This window comes from Lysinibacillus sp. Y5S-8, assembly GCF_036894365.1.
In the GTDB taxonomy this organism is placed as follows: domain Bacteria; phylum Bacillota; class Bacilli; order Bacillales_A; family Planococcaceae; genus Lysinibacillus; species Lysinibacillus fusiformis_D.
In genome coordinates this window covers 571,454-590,647 of sequence record NZ_CP145889.1, presented here as the reverse complement: position 1 = coordinate 590,647, position 19,194 = coordinate 571,454, and the positions used below count along the sequence as shown (strand labels likewise).

15 protein-coding genes are annotated in these 19,194 nt (G+C 39.5%); 1 reads left to right on the top strand and 14 read right to left on the bottom strand.

What is annotated here, in order from left to right:
• Window positions 1–135 precede the first annotated feature (135 nt).
• The 6 genes from rho to V6670_RS02750 form a co-directional block, all read right to left on the bottom strand.
• The gene (gene rho, locus V6670_RS02775) at window positions 136–1,419 is read right to left on the bottom strand and encodes a transcription termination factor Rho (RefSeq protein WP_141903853.1); all 1,284 of its coding nucleotides are present in this window, start codon (window positions 1,417–1,419) and stop codon (window positions 136–138) included.
• Between the two features lie 226 nt (window positions 1,420–1,645).
• Window positions 1,646–2,602, bottom strand: coding sequence for a class II fructose-bisphosphatase (gene glpX, locus V6670_RS02770; protein ID WP_036121428.1), 957 nt, complete (start codon window positions 2,600–2,602; stop codon window positions 1,646–1,648).
• Between the two features lie 94 nt (window positions 2,603–2,696).
• Window positions 2,697–3,983 carry a UDP-N-acetylglucosamine 1-carboxyvinyltransferase gene (locus tag V6670_RS02765; protein ID WP_036121421.1) on the bottom strand — a complete coding sequence of 429 codons (1,287 nt, stop codon included), beginning with the start codon at window positions 3,981–3,983 and terminating at the stop codon, window positions 2,697–2,699.
• A gap of 63 nt (window positions 3,984–4,046) precedes the next feature.
• Window positions 4,047–4,697 (bottom strand): fructose-6-phosphate aldolase, encoded by a 651-nt coding sequence (fsa, locus tag V6670_RS02760; protein ID WP_036121423.1) that lies wholly within the window; start codon window positions 4,695–4,697, stop codon window positions 4,047–4,049.
• 150 nt (window positions 4,698–4,847) lie between these two features.
• Window positions 4,848–5,702 carry a class II fructose-bisphosphate aldolase gene (locus V6670_RS02755; RefSeq protein WP_141903855.1) on the bottom strand — a complete coding sequence of 285 codons (855 nt, stop codon included), beginning with the start codon at window positions 5,700–5,702 and terminating at the stop codon, window positions 4,848–4,850.
• 677 nt (window positions 5,703–6,379) lie between these two features.
• Window positions 6,380–6,739: a response regulator gene (locus V6670_RS02750; protein ID WP_141903856.1), complete on the bottom strand. Its 360-nt coding sequence runs from the start codon at window positions 6,737–6,739 to the stop codon at window positions 6,380–6,382.
• Between the two features lie 155 nt (window positions 6,740–6,894).
• Here V6670_RS02750 and V6670_RS02745 point away from each other — a divergent pair, with 155 nt between their 5' ends.
• Window positions 6,895–7,425 carry a DUF2529 family protein gene (locus V6670_RS02745; RefSeq protein ID WP_141903857.1) on the top strand — a complete coding sequence of 177 codons (531 nt, stop codon included), beginning with the start codon at window positions 6,895–6,897 and terminating at the stop codon, window positions 7,423–7,425.
• Window positions 7,426–7,476: 51 nt separating this feature from the next.
• On the opposite strand, the gene V6670_RS02740 is transcribed toward V6670_RS02745, so the two are convergent.
• From V6670_RS02740 to V6670_RS02705, 8 genes are all read right to left on the bottom strand, one after another.
• Window positions 7,477–9,069 carry a CTP synthase gene (locus tag V6670_RS02740; protein WP_141903858.1) on the bottom strand — a complete coding sequence of 531 codons (1,593 nt, stop codon included), beginning with the start codon at window positions 9,067–9,069 and terminating at the stop codon, window positions 7,477–7,479.
• Window positions 9,070–9,510: 441 nt separating this feature from the next.
• Window positions 9,511–10,038 (bottom strand): DNA-directed RNA polymerase subunit delta, encoded by a 528-nt coding sequence (rpoE, locus tag V6670_RS02735; protein ID WP_231745054.1) that lies wholly within the window; start codon window positions 10,036–10,038, stop codon window positions 9,511–9,513.
• A 476-nt stretch (window positions 10,039–10,514) separates the two neighbouring features.
• Complete coding sequence (icmF, locus tag V6670_RS02730; protein ID WP_338652469.1) at window positions 10,515–13,763, bottom strand: fused isobutyryl-CoA mutase/GTPase IcmF; 3,249 nt, start codon at window positions 13,761–13,763, stop codon at window positions 10,515–10,517.
• A 93-nt stretch (window positions 13,764–13,856) separates the two neighbouring features.
• A complete protein-coding gene (locus V6670_RS02725) occupies window positions 13,857–14,489 on the bottom strand; it encodes a TetR/AcrR family transcriptional regulator (protein ID WP_036121448.1) in 633 nt (210 codons plus the stop codon).
• Window positions 14,490–14,492: 3 nt separating this feature from the next.
• A complete protein-coding gene (locus V6670_RS02720; RefSeq protein ID WP_036121450.1) occupies window positions 14,493–15,629 on the bottom strand; it encodes an acyl-CoA dehydrogenase in 1,137 nt (378 codons plus the stop codon).
• 163 nt (window positions 15,630–15,792) lie between these two features.
• On the bottom strand, window positions 15,793–16,929 hold the full coding sequence (locus tag V6670_RS02715) for an acyl-CoA dehydrogenase (RefSeq protein WP_141903859.1): 1,137 nt from the start codon (window positions 16,927–16,929) through the stop codon (window positions 15,793–15,795).
• A 59-nt stretch (window positions 16,930–16,988) separates the two neighbouring features.
• A complete protein-coding gene (locus V6670_RS02710) occupies window positions 16,989–17,840 on the bottom strand; it encodes a 3-hydroxybutyryl-CoA dehydrogenase (protein ID WP_036121460.1) in 852 nt (283 codons plus the stop codon).
• Entirely contained in the window at window positions 17,840–19,045 is a 1,206-nt protein-coding gene (locus V6670_RS02705; protein WP_338652467.1) for an acetyl-CoA C-acetyltransferase, read from the bottom strand. Before V6670_RS02705 ends, V6670_RS02710 begins: the two co-directional genes overlap by 1 nt.
• Window positions 19,046–19,194: the final 149 nt, after the last annotated feature.

Below are 19,194 nucleotides of genomic sequence, written 5' to 3'. Positions count from 1 at the left end.
TAGGAAAATGATTATATAATAATACAATATTTTCCTTTTTATATCACAAAAAATCACCATCAACTAATTTTAGTTAATGGTGATTCTTTTCTGAAGATTATAATCAGCAATATGAAGAGCTAACTAAATTTTAAGTTAAAGTAGCCCCTTACCTTTTGTGGCTTTTTTCATATCTTCGTTCAATTTTTCAAAAAATTCTTCATTTGATTTTGTTGTGCGCAGCTTTTTCAGGAAGCGCTCTGCAAAATCAGGCGCATCTGAAAATGTTTTACGGATCGCCCATAGTTTTTCAAGCTGTTCTGGCTCAAGAAGAAGCTCTTCTTTACGTGTACCTGAGCGGCGTATATCAAGCGCAGGGAAAATACGGCGCTCCGCCAACTGACGGTCTAGATGAAGCTCTAAGTTACCTGTACCTTTAAATTCTTCATAGATGACTTCATCCATACGAGAGCCTGTATCGACTAAAGCTGTTGCTAAAATTGTTAAGCTACCGCCTTCTTCAATATTACGAGCTGAACCAAAGAAACGTTTTGGTCTATGGAAAGCAGCAGGATCAATACCACCTGAAAGTGTACGTCCACTTGGCGGAATGACTAAGTTAAAAGCACGTGCTAAACGCGTGATAGAGTCCATTAAAATGATAACATCACGCTTATGTTCAACTAAACGGCGTGCACGTTCTAATACAATTTCTGCCACTTTCACGTGATTCTCTGGTACTTCATCAAATGTTGAGCTGACAACATCTGCATTTACAGAACGTTCAATATCTGTCACTTCCTCAGGACGTTCATCAATCAGCAAGACAATTAATTCAGCTTCTGGATGATTGGTTGTAATAGCGTTTGCAATTTCTTTTAATAAAGATGTTTTCCCTGCCTTTGGTGGTGCAACGATTAAACCACGCTGACCAAAACCTACAGGAGCCACTAAATCCATTATACGTGTTGATACATTGCGCTGTGTTGTTTCAAGCTTAATTTGTCGATCAGGATATAAAGGTGTTAATGCAGGGAAATGCACACGTTCCTTTGCTACTTCAGGATCTTCGCCATTGACAGCATCTACTTGTAAAAGACCGTAATAGCGTTCATTTTCCTTCGGTGGTCGCACCTTCCCAGACACCTTGTCCCCATTACGTAGGTCAAAGCGACGTATTTGAGATGCAGAAATATAAATATCTTCTTTACTTGGTGAATAGTTTATTGGTCGTAGAAAGCCAAAGCCCTCTTGCGAAACAATTTCTAATACGCCTTCCATAAAGAAATAGCCCTCTTGCTCTGAACGCGTTTTCAAAATAGCAAATATTAATTCTTTTTTCGTTAGCTTGCTATAATATGAAATTTTATATTGGCGTGCGAGGGCGTAAAGCTCTTTTAACGTCATGTTTTCTAATTGAGCGATTGTCAATGTAGACATATGCACAACTCCAGTCTTTTTCAAAATATAATACAATTATTGGGGTTATCATTGAAGTTTTCGATAGGCTCTGTTAATGCTTATATGGTAGCCTGAGTTTAATAATAACTACTGATACACTTTCTACCATACAACTAAACATTGCCTTAAAATATGGGATGGTTAATTTAAGAAGAAGGTACCTAGCACAATAGATGTACTAGGTATATTTTAGAAGAAAATATCATTAATATCTAGGTTTTTTCTCAAGAGCGTGACGGCCTTCTACAAAGCGAACCGTACCGGATTTAGCTCGCATAACTACTGAGTGTGTTAGGGCATAAGCACCTTTATATTGAACACCCTTTAAAAGCTCGCAATCTGTTACAGCAGTTGCTGCAAAAATAGCATCATCGCCTTTTACTAGGTCATCTAAATAAAGCACTTTCTCAACATCTACACCCATTTTTGTGCAGCGTTCTAATTGCTCTTCATCCTCTGGTACTAGTTTTGCTTGGAAGTCCCCACCAAGGCATTTTAAGGCCACTGCCGAAATAACACCCTCTGGAGCGCCACCTGTTCCAAACATAATATCAATACCCGTTTCATCAAAAGCGGTATTGATTGCTGCGCCAACATCGCCATCTTGGATAAACTTAATACGTGCGCCAGCTTCACGAATTTCATCAACAATTGCTTGATGGCGAGGTCGATCTAAAAGAGTAGCAACTACATCAGAAATATCTTTATTTTTAGCTTTTGCTACTTGTAATAAGTTATAAGTGACAGAAGCATTTATATCCACTTTACCAGCCGCTTCTGGCCCTACAGCAATTTTCTCCATGTACATGTCTGGCGCATTTAACAAATTGCCTTTATCTGCAATAGCAAGTACTGTCATGGCACCGTTCGTACCTTTTGCCACAATATTTGTTCCTTCTAAAGGATCCACTGCTATATCTACTTTGGGACCACCATTTCGTAGACCAAGTTCTTCACCAATATAAAGCATTGGTGCTTCATCCATTTCACCTTCACCAATTACTACTGTAGCATGCATTGGAATTGTATCGAACATTTTGCGCATCGCTGTTGTTGCTGCATCATCTGCTTCAATTTTCAAACCGCGTCCCATCCATTTCCCGGATGCGATTGCTGCTGCTTCTGTTACTCGTACTACTTCCATCGATAAACTACGTTCCATTGTTGCTTTGCCTCCCGTTATCGGCATCTTTTTATGCCAAAACATTCAAATTACCTCTATTGTAACATAATTGGCTGAAAACTTTTAGCTCTCATTATTCCTTTGTCTCAGCTACACGTGCCATGATTGTTTCACGTCGAATATCAGCGCCTAAATCACGTAATTTCTCAATAAGTGAGCTATAGCCACGTTCGATATGATAGATATCTTGAACCTCTGTTTCGCCTTCAGCTAAGAGACCAGCTAAAACTAGAGCTGCACCCGCGCGAAGATCTGTAGCTGTTACCGTTGAGCCATGTAATTTACTCGGCCCTTTAATAATAGCTGTATTTCCTTCTACACGAGCATCCGCATTCATACGACGAAGCTCATCAATATGTTTAAATCGAGCTGTATAAATAGTATCTGTTACTTTAGAAGAACCGAATGCCTGTGACATTAACACCGCAAGTGGCTGCTGAATGTCCGTTGGGAATCCAGGGTATACCAGCGTTTTGACATCCACTGCCTGTAATGTTGAGAGATCTGTTTTTGGTACATAAATACTTTCTTCACCAATCTCGATTTTCACACCCATTTCACGAAGCTTTGCGATAATCGCTTCTAAATGCAGTGGAATAACGTTATCAATGGTAATACCATCACCAACTGCTGCAGCCATTATCAAAAATGTAGATGCTTCAATGCGATCTGGTATAATCGTATGCTCAGTACCATGTAGCTCTTCTACACCTTCAATACGGATGACACTTGTACCTGCACCTTTAATATTGGCCCCCATATTCGTCAGAAGTGTCGCTACATCGATGATTTCAGGCTCTTTTGCGGCATTTTCAATGACAGTCCGTCCCTTTGCAAGCACTGCTGCTAACATAATATTAATCGTTGCCCCAACACTTGCTACATCTAAATAAATTTTTGCCCCAATCAATTCATCTGCACGTAAATAAATGGCTCCATGTTCATTGGTAATTTTAGCTCCCAATGCCTCAAAGCCTTTTATATGTTGGTCAATTGGTCGTGGTCCTAAAAAGCAGCCTCCAGGTAACCCTATGACTGCTTTCTTAAAACGTCCAAGCATAGCACCCATTAAATAATAAGAAGCGCGTAACTTTTTCACGTTTCCATTTGGTAAAGGCAATGCAATCATATCTGTAGGATCAATTGTCATTGTGCCATCCTCAAATGAAACTTCCCCACCAATTTCCTCTAATAAAGCCTTTAACGTCCAAGCATCTGAAATTTCGGGTATCCCCCCAATAGTCACTGGAGAGTTCGCCAAAATTGATGCAGGAATTAAGGCGACTGCACTATTTTTTGCACCACTAACTTTAATTGTACCTCGTAGACGATTTTCGCCAGTAATTTTATAAACATCCATTTTGCGTTCTCCCTCATGATTGGAAAGTAGTATTTTTTGCAATTGGCTCACTTTATAATCTTATTATTCGCCTTTTCTCGTATTCCAATCCGTTAAAAATCCTTCAATTCCTTTTTCCGTTAATGGATGGTTGAAAAGTTGCTTTAATACTTTAAACGGTGTAGTTGAAATATGTGCGCCAGCTAAAGCTGCTGCTGTAACATGCTGAGGATGACGAACAGAGGCAGCAATAATTTGCGTATCGATATTATGAATAGTAAAAATATCTGCTATTGTTTCAATTAGCTCGACACCATTTTGACCAATGTCATCTAAACGGCCGATAAATGGTGATACGTATGTAGCACCTGCACGCGCAGCCATTAATGCTTGGTTCGCACTAAAGATTAATGTCACGTTTGTTTTAATACCTTTATTTGCAAAGAAACGACATGCCTCTAATCCAGCTGGTGTCATTGGTAGCTTTACTGTTATGTTTGGAGCAATCGCAGCTAATTCCAAACCTTCTTTAATCATACCTTCTGCATCAAGTGCAATAACTTCTCCGCTTACAGAGCCATCAACAAGCTCAGCTATTTCACGAAGACGATCATGGAAAGAAACATTCTCTTCTTTAGCCACTAATGATGGGTTTGTTGTTACCCCTGATAAAATACCCCATGCATGTGCCTCTTTAATCTCTTCAAAGTTTGCTGTATCAATGAAAAATTTCATTTTTATTTCCTCCTGATCATTTTTCTTATATTATTAAATATTTTCCAAAATTTCATTATTTCAAAAACAAGAGAAGGTCGATTGAAAGCATCAACACTTCTCTTAGTATGTGTATTTAACTATGCTTTTGTAACATATTAAATGCAAAAATTATGCTTTTTGTGCACTACCAAATTCACGAATTTTACCAGTAACCGTTGCCTTAATGGCTTCACGTGCTGGACCAAGGAATTTACGTGGATCGTAAACAACTTTGTCGTTGTCCAGAATTTCACGGATTACTTTTGTTGCTTCAATTTGGTTTTCAGTATTGACGTTGATTTTAGCTGTACCTAATGAAATGGAACGTTGAATATCCTTTGTTGGGATACCTGTACCACCATGTAAGACAAGTGGAAGATCCGCTAATTTAGAGATTTCTTCCATTTCTTTAAAGCCTAAGTTTGGCTCTCCTTTGTAAGGACCGTGTACAGAGCCAAGTGCTGGTGCTAAGCAATCGATGTCTGTCAGTTCAACCATTTTGCGGCATTCTTCTGGATTAGCATAAATAATACCACCGATTACGCCATCTTCATCTCCACCAACTGTTCCTAATTCTGCTTCCACAGAAACGCCTTTAGCATGTGCGTATTCTACTACTTCTGAAGTAATTTTTACATTTTCCTCAAATGAGTGATGTGATGCATCAATCATCACTGAAGTAAAGCCTGCATCAATTGCCTCTTTACATTTTGCAAAGCTAGAACCATGGTCAAGATGAATCGCTACAGGAACTGTAATACCGTAAGATTCCATTAAACCTTTTACCATATGAACAACGGAAATAAATCCGCCCATATATTTACCTGCACCTTCAGAAACACCAAGAATCACTGGAGATTTTTCTTCTTCAGCTGCTTGTAAAATTGCTTGAGTCCATTCAAGGTTATTAATGTTGAATTGACCAACCGCATAACCTTCTGCTTTTGCTTTAATTAACATCTCTTTCATAGATACTAATGCCATACTAAAAATCCTCCTCATAGGACTATTCTTTACATAAACATGCCCCTCAATCATAGCAAAAATAAGAGCCCCTGAAAAGCAGGGGCTCTTATTTTCTACACGATAGCGCAGTGTAACGTAGCGACAGTGTCTGCCGTAGTGGAGTGTAACGCAACAGAGGCTTGCCCCTGAAAAGCAGGGGCTCTTATTTTCTACACGATAGCGCAGTGTAACGTAGCGACAGTGTCTGCCGTAGTGGAGTGTAACGCAACAGAGGCTTGCCCCTGAAAAGCAGGGGCTCTTATTTTCTACACGATAGCGCAGTGTAACGTAGCGACAGTGTCTGCCGTAGTGGAGTGTAACGCAACAGAGGCTTGCCCCTGAAAAGCAGGGGCTCTTATTTTCTACACGATAGCGCTGTGTAACGTAGCGACAGTGTCTGCTGTAGTGGAGTGTAACGCAACAGAGGCTTGCACCTGAAAAGCAGGGGCTCTTATTTTCTACACGATAGCGCTGTGTAACGTAGCGACAGTGTCTGCCGTAGTGGAGGGCAACGCAACAAAGGCTTGCACCTGAAAAGCAGGGGCTCTTATTTTCTATACGACAGCATAGTGCAACACATTGAAATTGAAGGCAATGCCCTGTCGCTCCTTTCAAAATAAACATAAAAAACAGACCGTGTGTCCACTGTCTGTTTTTTACACCTCTAAAGCCTTATTTACTTCATCTCGCACTTCAAAAATATCAAATGGTTTTGTAAAGTAACGAATAGCTCCTAATTCTAAAGCTTCTTGCACTACATCCAATTCGCCATATGCTGTCATCATAAATACAGGTAACTTCGGGAATTTTTCTTTTAAGCGTTTCAAGATTTCAATACCATCCATTCCTGGAATCTTCATATCCAGTAAAACACAATCCATCTGTTGCTCATCTGCATATTTTAATGCCTCTGAACCATTAGCCGCTAAATATGTAAGATAACCTTCCTTTTTCAACACTTCATTTAAAAGTAAACGAATTCCCTGCTGATCATCGACAATTAGTAATCGTTTCACATTTCATTCCGCCCTTTTTTAGTTTTATTCTTACACAAAAACTTTCTTTATTATGTATAATTCTCCTTTTTCAGCTTAATACCTTCTAGTATTATAAATTATCTGCTTTTGCTTTCTACCTTTTCCGCCCCTATAATATGGTTAGAGGTGGGAACATGTCAAAAATTCTAACAACACAATTAAGTGGATTATTACAAAGAATAACACAAAATGAAGAGGAGGCTATTGAGGAAACAGCAAGACTCCTTGCACAAGCAGCCATTGGAGAAGGTCATGTGTATTTCGCTTGCTTTGGTGAAATGCAAGTTATTGAATCCAATGCATTTCAAGCAGTTGAACCGTTTAGCAAATTAGCTCCTTGGACTTCGAGTACAAGCTTAACTGAAGCTGATCGCGTTTGCATTTTTACACGCAGTGCGCACGATGCGGCAGCACTGGCTTTAGCTCAAGACTTAAATAATCGGTTTATTCCTTTCGCTGCTGTTGCGAGTGAAGTAGCGAATACGGAAAATCCTCTTGCAGATTTGGCCTATACGTATGTTTCTACACGCGTTAAAGGTGGTTTATTGCCTAATGATTTAGGGCAAAGAATCGTTGTACCACATGCAATTGCTGGTCTTTTTGTATATGAAGCAGTGAAAATTGCTTATGATGAAATGCTTGGTATTGATGAAGAAGAACTATAAACATTCATTTAAAAAGAGTTGTCTCATTAATAGAGAGACAACTCTTTTTGATTATTTAAATGTTGCTCCGATAAAATCACGGAACAATGGTTGTGGACGATTTGGACGTGAAACTAGCTCTGGGTGGAATTGACATGCTACAAAGAAGTTGTTACCTGGTAGCTCAATAATTTCAACCAATTTGCCATCAGGGCTTGTACCTGAGAAGACAAGACCTGCTGCTTCCATTGCCTCACGATATTCATTGTTAAACTCATAGCGGTGACGGTGACGCTCATAAACAAGCTCTTTACCGTATGCATTGCTTGCCTTTGAACCATCTTTCAATTTACATGGGTATAATCCTAAACGTAATGTACCGCCAATATCTACACTATCATTTTGATCTGGTAAGAAGTCGATAATTGGGTACTCTGTATTTGCATCAAGCTCTGTAGAATGTGCACCTTTTAAACCAAGGACATTACGAGCAAATTCTATTGTTGCTAATTGCATACCTAAGCAAATACCAAGGAACGGTACATCATTTTCACGCGCATATTGTGTCGCTAAAATTTTCCCTTCAACACCACGATCACCAAAACCGCCTGGTACTAAAATGGCATCTGCACCTTTTAATAGTGAAGCAACGTTATCTGCATTGACATGTTCTGCATTAATCCAGTCAATTTCAATATCAGAGTTAAATGCGTAGCCCGCATGCTTTAATGCCTCAACTACTGAAATGTAAGCATCTTGTAGTTCCACATATTTCCCTACTAATGCTACTTTTCTTTTATTTGGTAAGTTTTTCACTTTGTCTACCAGCTCGCGCCATTCTTCCATATCTGCCTCTGGTGCTACAATGCCAAAATGATCAAGAACGATATCATCAATATCTTGTGCATGTAGGTTTAATGGCACTTCATATAAATGCTCTGCATCACGAGATTCAATAATTTCATGTGGTTGCACGTCACAGAATAATGCTAATTTCTCTTTCATATCTTGTGGTACTTCTTGTTCTGTACGTACGACGATAATATTTGGCTGGATACCTAAAGAGCGTAATTCTTTAACAGAATGCTGAGTAGGCTTTGTTTTCAATTCACCAGCTGCTTTTATATAAGGTATAAGTGTACAGTGAATATACATCACATTGTCATGACCTAAATTTGTTTTCATTTGACGAATCGCTTCAAGGAATGGCAATGATTCAATATCCCCTACTGTTCCACCAACCTCTGTAATAACAACGTCTGCATTAGTTTCACGACCAGCACGTTGGATACGGTCTTTAATTTCGTTTGTAATATGAGGAATTACTTGTACTGTTCCACCATTATAATCACCACGACGTTCTTTCTGTAATACAGATTGGTAAACGCGACCTGAAGTTACTGTAGAATGTTTCCCTAGGTTAATGTCAATGAAACGTTCATAATGTCCTAAGTCTAAATCAGCCTCAGCACCATCATCTGTTACAAAAACCTCACCATGTTGATAAGGGCTCATTGTACCTGGATCAATATTGATATATGGGTCAAATTTTTGAATCGTCACTTCTAAACCACGGTTCTTTAATAAACGACCTAGAGATGCTGCAACAATCCCTTTTCCAAGTGATGATACAACCCCACCTGTTACAAAAATATACTTCGTCATGAATAAATTCCTCCTTATGATGTTCTAAAATTACTAGCTCGCTTAGGGGGGAACAGAATCCTTTATATTCTAATACCCTAAAAAAAGAAAAGCCGAGAATGTCTACAAAAAATGTAGTCGATTCGAAGCTGTAATCGGTTCTATCTCTTTTCCACTTTCCTTTAAACCTTAAAACTCTAACATTTATCCAGTCACCGTTACCTATACATCATGAATAAATCCAAACTTTTATATTCATTTCTGGATGAATGTATGAGAGAACTGAATATAGTTAAAAACAAAAAAACGCTCCTCCTGCATAGGTTTGCAGGGGGAGCGTATTATATACACGGTCTTTCTCCTTCTTTTAAGGAGCCCAAGTAAAAGATTAAACGGAACCGTGATAGAAGTCAAGATTTTTTACTCCATGCCTAATAGAAAGAAAATTCTAAGAGTACTTTATTAGTTTTCTTCCTCTTCTTCGTCGAACTCTTCTTCCTCTTCATCAATAAAGTCTTCATCAATTTCTTCGTCAATATCTTCGATTTCTTCATCGTCAAAATCGATTTCTTCTTTTTCTTCGTCCTCTTCTTCAATATCTTCTTCATCAACAAACTCTTCGAAGTCTTCGTCAAAGTCGATATCTTCTTCTTCTAAATCTACATCCTCATCAAGATCTTCATCATCAAAGGCAGCTTTAGATTTTTTCTTTTGAGTCTTAACAGAAGGTGCTGTTTCTTCTTCAATTTGCTCTACTTTAAACCATTCACGTAGGCCCCATCCTGCTTCTTGATTATATAAGAAGCGGCCATCAATATTAATATCTGTATAAAATTGTAACAGACGGGATTTCATTTCTGCATCACTATAGCCCACAAGCTCTTGAATTAATTTTAGTAAATCATTAAAAGACACTGAGGCACGTTTTTCATTTAAAATTGCATAAGCTAAGTTAATTAACGATTCTTCCGTTAATTGTTCCTTTGTCATTTCACGAAAATTCAATTCGTGCACTTCCTTTCCCTCATCACAATGGACGTTTTAAAATTACATGGTGCTTTATTTTCCAAGCGCAGCAAAAAAGGCCACGCAAAAGGTACTTTCTATACATAAGCATAATACCCATTATATACAAAGTTTTAGCCCCTTTGCTAGCTTCAATTACTGTTTTTTATATTACGCATTTTTTTTATTCCAAGATAAAACAAATAAACAGATAATAGTAGTAAAGGAATAGCGCCAATTTGCTTATTATACAGGAAAATGGCTACCAATACTAAAGCTAATATAATTATGTAGTGAATAAATGATTTCATCCCTACTGCGCCTCCCCTTTTTTTACATTTCTATTATAACGAAAATAAAAAAAAGTGCCTAATCTTAAGACTAGACACTAGAAACTAGAGAAGCATGTTACATAAATTAGAAAAAAATGTTAGAAAAGAAGCAGTTTTGAATGTCTACAATTACATATTTCGACGATATTGTCCGCCAACTTCATATAAAGCTTTTGTAATTTGTCCTAAACTTGCTACTTTTACTGATTCCATAAGCTCAGCAAAAATATTACCATTGTTAACAGCAACTTCTTGTAACCGTGCGATTGCGGCTTCACTTTCTTCTTCATTCGTCTTCCAAAATGCTTGTAAATTGCGAATTTGCGTTTCCTTCTCTTCTGTGGATGCACGAGCAATTTCCATATTATCAATAGCAGCATCTGAAGGTGGATTTGGATTCAGGTACGTATTGACACCAATGATCGGTAGCTCCCCTGAATGCTTTAACATTTCATAGTACATAGATTCCTCTTGAATTTTACCTCGTTGATATTGCGTTTCCATTGCACCTAAAACACCACCACGATCATTAATACGATCAAATTCCTCAAGGACCGCTTCTTCTACAAGATCTGTCAATTCTTCTACAACAAATGCCCCTTGCAGAGGATTTTCGTTTTTTGCCAAGCCATGCTCTTTCGTAATAATCATTTGGATAGCCATGGCACGACGTACAGATTCCTCTGTAGGTGTTGTAATAGCCTCATCATAGGCATTTGTATGCAATGAGTTACAGTTATCTTGTAACGCCATCAATGCTTGTAATGTTGTACGAATATCATTAAAATCAATCTCTTGCGCATGTAGACTACGACCAGATGTTTGAATATGATATTTTAGCTTTTGCGCACGTTCATTGGCACCATATTTATCACGCATAACAATGGCCCAAATACGACGAGCAACACGTCCAATTACTGTATACTCTGGATCAAGTCCATTCGAGAAGAAGAACGATAGATTTGGTGCAAAGTCGTTAATATTCATGCCACGACTTAAATAATACTCTACATACGTAAAACCATTTGCTAAGGTGAAAGCTAATTGGGAAATAGGATTTGCCCCTGCCTCTGCAATATGGTAACCCGAAATAGAAACGGAATAGTAGTTACGTACCTTATGATCAATAAAGTATTGCTGAATATCACCCATCATACGTAAAGCAAACTCTGTCGAGAAGATACATGTGTTCTGTCCTTGATCTTCTTTTAAAATATCAGCTTGTACTGTACCACGTACAACTTGCAATGTGTTTTCACGTGTCTCGGTAAACTCTTCTACTGTCAAAGTTCGTCCTAGCTCTTGTTCGCGCAATTTAACTTGTTGATCGATCGCCGTATTCATGAACATCGCTAAGATAATAGGCGCTGGACCATTAATGGTCATAGATACAGATGTAGACGGTGCACATAAATCAAAGCCTGCATAAAGCTTTTTCATATCCTCTAATGTACAGATCGATACACCTGATTCTCCGACCTTACCATAAATATCTGGACGGTAATCTGGATCTTCCCCATAGAGAGTTACAGAATCAAAGGCTGTAGATAAACGTTTCGCATCGTCATCCTTCGACAAATAGTGAAAACGTTTATTTGTACGCTCAGGTGTTCCTTCACCAGCAAATTGACGCTTCGGATCTTCTCCCTCACGTTTGAATTGGAAAACACCTGCTGTATATGGGAATTCGCCAGGAACATTCTCTTTGTATACCCAGCGTAATATTTCACCGTAGTCCTCAAATTTCGGCAATGCTACTTTAGGAATTTTTGTGCCCGAAAGACTTGTTGTTTTTAAAATAGTGCGAATTTCTTTGTCTCGAACCTTCGTCACAAACTCATCACCAGCATAAGCTTCTTTTAAAGTTTGCCAATTATCTAATATACGCTTAGATTCTGCTGATAATTCATCTCTGACACCTTGTGCTAAAGAAGTAAGCGATGCTATAAGTGCATCATCTGGTGCTTTTTCCTTAACTGCTGTAATGGCACCTTCTAATTGGAACAGACGGCGAGCAAATACTACCTGCTGTTCGGATTTTTTATGATAGCCACGAACAGTGTCAGTAATTTCACGTAAATAATAACGACGATCGTTTGGAATAATGACATCTTGCTTTTGCGTCTTAGCAAATTGCTCATAGCTTGTTTCCCAATTGTAGCCTGTTTTTTCGTTAATAATATGAACTAAAGCTGCGAATAATGCATTGGTCCCTTTGTCATTAAACTGGCTAGCAATTGTACCATAAACAGGCATACTATCAAGTGATTCTTCCCATAGCTCACGAGATCGTTGGTATTGTTTTTGTACTTGACGTAGCGCATCCTCTGAGCCTTTACGCTCAAACTTATTGATCGCAATGACATCTGCAAAATCAATCATATCAATTTTCTCAAGCTGTGTAGGTGCGCCAAATTCACTTGTCATAACATACATGGAAAGATCTGTATACCTTGTGATTTCGGCGTCACCTTGACCAATACCACTTGTTTCGACAATGATTAAATCATAGCCTGCTACACGTACTACATCTATTACATCACCAATAGATGCAGATAATTCAGTGCGAGAGCCTCGTGTTGCTAAACTACGCATATAAACGCGGTTATTGAAGATGGCGTTCATGCGAATTCTATCTCCAAGTAATGCTCCACCTGTTTTTTGCTTTGTTGGATCGACTGAAAGAATGGCTACACGTTTATCTGGGAATTCTTTCAGGAAACGGCGAATCAGCTCATCCGTTAATGAAGATTTCCCTGCGCCACCCGTTCCTGTAATCCCCATGACGGGTGTACCTTTTGAACGCTTTCGTGCCTCAATTAACATCTCTTTCGTAGCTTCATCCTCATTTGACTCAGCTGCTGTAATTAGATTGGCTAAAATTTCAGGCGTTTCTGTCGTTAAAGCCTCTAATTTATCTAAATAGTTGCCTGTTGCAGTTGGAAAGTCCGTTCCTTTAATTTGCTCATTAATCATCCCTTGTAGCCCTAAAACACGGCCATCCTCTGGTGAGAAAATGCCTGCAATGCCATACGCATGAAGCTCTTTAATTTCACGAGGTAAAATAACCCCACCACCACCGCCATAAATTTTAATATGCGGTGCCCCTTTTTCACGCAGCAAATCATACATATATTTAAAGTATTCCATATGCCCGCCTTGATAAGAAGAAACAGCAATACCTTGTGCATCTTCTTGAATCGCGGCATTCACGACTTCTTCGACAGAACGGTTATGCCCTAAATGGATTACTTCTACACCGCTCGATTGTAATATGCGTCGCATTATATTGACTGAAGCATCATGTCCATCAAAAAGACTTGATGCTGTCACAAAACGTACGTGATTTTTTGGGCGATATACTTCTACCTTTGTCATATGAAATCCCCACTCTCTCCCCTTAATGAATTGAAAAAAGCCGACAATTGCAATGTCGATGTATGCAATTGCCGACAAACCCCTTACGAAATATTAGAACCCCTTTATGCCTGAAATGAACAAGGTGATTTGCATGTCGATGAACTCATCAATTGAATGTTGACGATGTAATGCCCATTTGCGGAACGCCCAACTTTGTCCTGAGACAACTAAGTTGTTGGCTGCTAAATGGATTTGCTTGTCTGTCATTGTTAGTTCCCCAGACTGCACACAGCGCTGTAGCAAGCGTTCAAAAGTGGCAACCATTTCAAACTCTTTACTAAAGACATAGCGTTGTGCTTCTTTTGACAATGATTTTGTTTCTTGATACATGATTGTTAGCTCATCAACCATGCTATCAATTTGCACGAAATATTCTCGAATCATTTCTTTTAACTCATCAATTGTTCCAGCTTTAATCTCGTAACTTGAAAGTCGCTCCATTGCATGATGATAGATACTATCACAAACAAGATAAAGAACGTCTTCTTTAGTACGGATGTACTCGTATAAAGTACCAATACTAAAGCCTGCAGCTTTTGCGATTTCTCTCGTCGTGGCACGATGAAAGCCTTTTTCTTTAAATAGCTTAATAGCTCCTTGAATCATTTGTTCACGACGAATGGCGATTAAATTTTCATCTTTTACAGTTGACTGTACTTGGGGCCTTTTATCTTTTTCTGTCATCAATTATTTCGTTAGCATACGCGAGATTACAAGACGTTGAATCTCCTGCGTACCTTCGTAAATTTGAGTAATTTTCGCATCACGCATAAAGCGCTCTACTGGATAATCCTTTGTATAACCATAGCCACCAAATACTTGAACCGCCTCTGTCGTTACACTCATTGCTGTATCGCCAGCCATTAATTTCGCCATTGCAGAAGCCTTACCATATGGTAGGTTATTAGACTCTAACCAAGCTGCTTGGTATGTAAGAAGTCGAGAAGCTTCAATTTGAGTTGCCATGTCTGCTAATTTAAAAGATACACCTTGGTTAGCAGAGATTGGTTTACCAAATTGCACACGTTCTTTGGCATAGTCAACTGCTGCATCCAGCGCTCCTTGTGCAATTCCTACAGCTTGAGCCGCAATACCATTACGTCCACCATCTAGTGTCGTCATAGCAATTTTAAAACCTTCCCCTTCAGCTCCTAGTAGGTTTTCTTTTGGAACACGGCAGTTGTCGAAAATGATTTCGGTTGTAGGAGATGAACGAATTCCTAATTTCTTTTCTTTCTTCCCTACAGAGAAACCTTTAAATCCAGCTTCCACGATAAATGCTGATGTACCGTGTTTAGCTTCTGGATCTGTTACTGCAAACACAATATATGTATCTGCCACTCCGCCGTTTGTAATAAAGATTTTTGAGCCATTTAAAATATAATCATCGCCATCACGTTTAGCATATGTTTTCATGCCACCCGCATCAGATCCTGAACCTGGTTCTGTTAAACCATACGCACCAATATGTTTTCCTTCTGCCATTGGACGAAGGTATTTTTGTTTTTGTTCTTCTGTACCGAACTTGTACAGGGGCCATCCTGCCAGTGAAGTATGTGCTGATAATGTTACCCCAGTGGAGGCACAGACACGTGATAATTCTTCAACAGCAATGACATATGCAAGGTAGTCAAACCCAGCTCCACCATATTCCTCTGGCCACGGAATACCAGTTAACCCAAGCTCCGCCATTTTATCGAAAATTGCACGGTCAAATTCTTCATTCTCGTCACGTTCAGCAGCTGTTGGTGCCACTTCATTTATAGCAAAATCACGAATCATTTCACGTAATTGTTCATGCTCTTCTGTTAACTGAAAGTTCATTGTCCATTTCCCCTTTTTAATTAGACTCTGTTCTATGTTACCTGTGTGTTGTTCTGGGTTCAGCGATTGTCAATCATATTGGAGAGCAAGTTTCCATTTTTGATGAGGGTCTTTATTCCACTTTAATAAGTCATCCCTAAGATGAATAGCCTATCATCAGGCTTTATTTCAGTAAATGTTTACTAATAACTAGTTTTTGAATTTCACTTGTACCTTCATAGATTTCTGTGACCTTTGCATCACGGAAATATCGCTCTACTGGATAGTCCTCTGTGTAGCCGTAGCCGCCAAAAACTTGAACCGCTTCTATTGACGTTTGTACAGCTGTTCGTGATGCGAAAAGTTTGGCCATTGAAGCTTCTGCTCCACACGGTAAACCTTTTGCACGTAAATCTGCTGCACGATACACTAATAGTTTTGCCGATTCAACAGCTGTTGCCATATTAGCGAGTGTAAAGCCAACTCCTTGTTGAGCAGCAATCGGTTTACCGAATTGCACACGCTCTTTTGCATAAGTAGTAGCCGCCTCTAGTGCTGCTTCAGCAATCCCCAATGCCTGTGCTGCAATACCGATTCGCCCTACATCTAAATTCGCCATCGCAATTTTGAAGCCTTCTCCCTCTTCCCCTAAAAGGTTGTCGGTTGGGATGCGGCAATTATCGAATGTCAGTTGAACAGTGCGTGAGCCATGTAAACCCATCTTTTGTTCATCTTTACCAATGATTAAACCTGGTGTTCCTTTTTCAACAATAAAAGCTGAAATACCTCGTGTTTTTTCAGCAGGGTTGGTTGAGGCGAATACGATATATACATCAGCCTCTCCGCCATTTGTAATAAAAACTTTAGAGCCGTTAATCACATATTCATCGCCATCTCGTACTGCCTTTGACTGTAGAGAACCTGCGTCAGAGCCTGCACCTGGCTCTGTTAAACAAAATGCGCCTAAATATTCCCCGGCTGCAAGCTTTGGTACATAACGCTTCTTTTGTTCCTCATTTCCAAAGTAAATGATCGGATTTGTTCCAACCGAAGTATGCACTGATAAAATAACCCCCATTACAGCGCTTACTTTTGATAATTCATTAATCGCAATAATATACGATGTAAAATCCATACCAGAGCCACCTAAGTCTTCTGGTGTCGTAATCCCCATTAAGCCAAGTTCACCCATTTGTTGTAGAAGCTCACGTGGAAATTCTCCTGCTTCCATCCGCCCTACCCATGGTTGAATTTTTTCCTGAGCAAATTGACGAACCATATCGCGCATCATCATTTGCTCATCTGTAAATTGCAATTGCATCTATAATGTCACCCCTCTAAGTTGTCCCGCAACATCTACATAACCCCATCCCCATAGGATTATTCGTAAACGTAAAAGCCTCTACCTGATTTCTTTCCTAGCCAGCCAGCTGCAACGTATTTACGAAGCAGTGGGCAAGGGCGATATTTACTATCTCCTAGACCCTCATGTAAAATTTCCATGATGTAAAGGCAAGTATCTAAGCCAATGAAGTCTGCTAATGTTAATGGTCCCATCGGATGGTTCATACCTAGCTTCATCACATCGTCAATTGCTTCCTTCGTAGCTACACCTTCATAAAGCGCATAAATTGCTTCATTAATCATTGGTAGCAAAATACGGTTTGAAATAAATCCTGGGAAGTCATTCACTTCTACTGGTGTTTTCGCTAACTTGACTGTCATCGCTTCAACAGCTTTATATACTTCATCCGTAGTTGCTAAACCTCTAATGATTTCAACAAGCTTCATTACTGGCACTGGGTTCATAAAATGCATACCAATTACTTGCTCTGGTCGATTTGTTACCGCTGCAATTTCAGTAATAGGCAACGAAGATGTATTCGTAGCTAAAATGGCATGTGCTGGTGCAATGCCATCAAGTTGCTTAAAGATGGATTGCTTAATGTCCATATTCTCTACAGCTGCCTCGATGATAATATCTACATCACTAGCATCCTGTAAATCTAGTGACATACTAATTCGACCTAAAACAGCCGCTTTGTCATCCTCCGTTTTACGGCCCTTTTCTACATCACGTGATAAATTTTTTGTAATAACTCCTATTCCACGCTCGAAGAACTCTTGTTTGATATCATTCAATTTCACATCATAGCCTGCTTGTGCACAAACTTGTGCAATGCCAGAGCCCATTTGCCCTGCACCAATGACCATTACCTTTTGAATTCCCATTAGTTCAGTCCCCCTGTTTTTGGTACTTCAATCATAATCGCATCACCTTGACCCCCACCTGAACAAATTGCAGCAATACCGATGCCTCCACCACGACGCTTCAATTCTTGTGCAAGCGTTAAAATAATACGTGCACCAGATGCTCCAATAGGATGACCTAAAGCAACCGCACCGCCATTAACATTCACCTTTTCAGCATCTAAATCAGCTAACTGCTTGCTGACCAAAGCGACTGCTGCAAAGGCCTCATTGATTTCGATCAAATCAATATCTGCTAATGATTTATTGGTTTTTTTCAGCAATTTATTAATAACAAGACCTGGTGTTTGTGGGAAGTTTTCTGGCCCAATGGCAAGCTCTTCATGACCTAAAATTATTGCTAATGGCTCTCTTCCTTCACGTGTGGCACGTTCCTCACTCATAACCACGAGGGCACATGCACCATCGTTAACGCCAGGTGCATTACCTGCTGTAATCGTGCCATCCTTGTCAAAGGCTGGTTTCAGTTTTGCTAGTACCTCCAACGTTGTACCTGCTCTTGGTGCTTCATCTGTATCGACGACCAGTGGTTCTCCTTTACGTTGTGGAATCTCCACTTGTACGATTTCTTCAGCAAAGTAACCTTGTTCAATCGCCGCTAGTGCGCGCTCATGACTGCGAACAGACCAAGCGTCCTGTTCCTCACGACTGAGCGAGAATTCCTTAGCTGTTGCATTACCATAGCTCCCCATATGCGGTCTCGCTTTATCGAAAGCACATGTTAAACCGTCATAAAGCATGCCATCCACCATTGTGGAATCTCCCATACGCAAGCCATTTCGACCATTTAACAGATAGTATGGAGCATTGGACATAGACTCCATTCCACCAGCAATAATCACTTCTTCGTCCCCTAATCGAATCAATTGATCTGCTAATGTCACTGCACGCATCCCTGATGCACAAACTTTATTGATTGTTTCTGTTTTTACCGCTGTTGGTAAATTGGCTTTTATCGCAGCTTGCCTCGAAGGTATTTGCCCCTGTCCCCCTTGTAAAACAGAGCCCAAAATAACCTCATCTACTTCGTCAGATGCAATATTTGCTTTCTCTAGCGCACCTTTTATTGCAATTGCCCCTAGATCACTTGCATGTAATGTTGATAAGGAACCTCCAAATTTACCAAATGCAGTTCTTGCCCCTGCTAAAATGACAGCTCTATTCAAGTAAAACACCCCTTTTGTTTTACGTACTCGATGAAGTAGTACAGCATTTCATTGACTGAACGCTCGCTCGACTTCTATCGATGAAAAATGGGAGCTTGTTAGTTGCAACTCCCATTTCCATTTAATCTTATTCTACAAAACAATTTTTT

Excerpts from the sequence above, each read along its gene's own strand:
- rho (WP_141903853.1), bottom strand. The coding sequence starts at position 1,419 with ATGTCTACATTGACAATCGCTCAATTAGAAAACATGACGTTAAAAGAG.
- glpX (WP_036121428.1), bottom strand. The coding sequence starts at position 2,602 with ATGGAACGTAGTTTATCGATGGAAGTAGTACGAGTAACAGAAGCAGCA.
- V6670_RS02765 (WP_036121421.1), bottom strand. The coding sequence starts at position 3,983 with ATGGATGTTTATAAAATTACTGGCGAAAATCGTCTACGAGGTACAATT.
- fsa (WP_036121423.1), bottom strand. The coding sequence starts at position 4,697 with ATGAAATTTTTCATTGATACAGCAAACTTTGAAGAGATTAAAGAGGCA.
- V6670_RS02755 (WP_141903855.1), bottom strand. The coding sequence starts at position 5,702 with ATGGCATTAGTATCTATGAAAGAGATGTTAATTAAAGCAAAAGCAGAA.
- V6670_RS02745 (WP_141903857.1), top strand. The coding sequence starts at position 6,895 with ATGTCAAAAATTCTAACAACACAATTAAGTGGATTATTACAAAGAATA.
- V6670_RS02740 (WP_141903858.1), bottom strand. The coding sequence starts at position 9,069 with ATGACGAAGTATATTTTTGTAACAGGTGGGGTTGTATCATCACTTGGA.
- rpoE (WP_231745054.1), bottom strand. The coding sequence starts at position 10,038 with ATGACAAAGGAACAATTAACGGAAGAATCGTTAATTAACTTAGCTTAT.
- icmF (WP_338652469.1), bottom strand. The coding sequence starts at position 13,763 with ATGACAAAGGTAGAAGTATATCGCCCAAAAAATCACGTACGTTTTGTG.
- V6670_RS02725 (WP_036121448.1), bottom strand. The coding sequence starts at position 14,489 with ATGACAGAAAAAGATAAAAGGCCCCAAGTACAGTCAACTGTAAAAGAT.
- V6670_RS02720 (WP_036121450.1), bottom strand. The coding sequence starts at position 15,629 with ATGAACTTTCAGTTAACAGAAGAGCATGAACAATTACGTGAAATGATT.
- V6670_RS02715 (WP_141903859.1), bottom strand. The coding sequence starts at position 16,929 with ATGCAATTGCAATTTACAGATGAGCAAATGATGATGCGCGATATGGTT.
- V6670_RS02710 (WP_036121460.1), bottom strand. The coding sequence starts at position 17,840 with ATGGGAATTCAAAAGGTAATGGTCATTGGTGCAGGGCAAATGGGCTCT.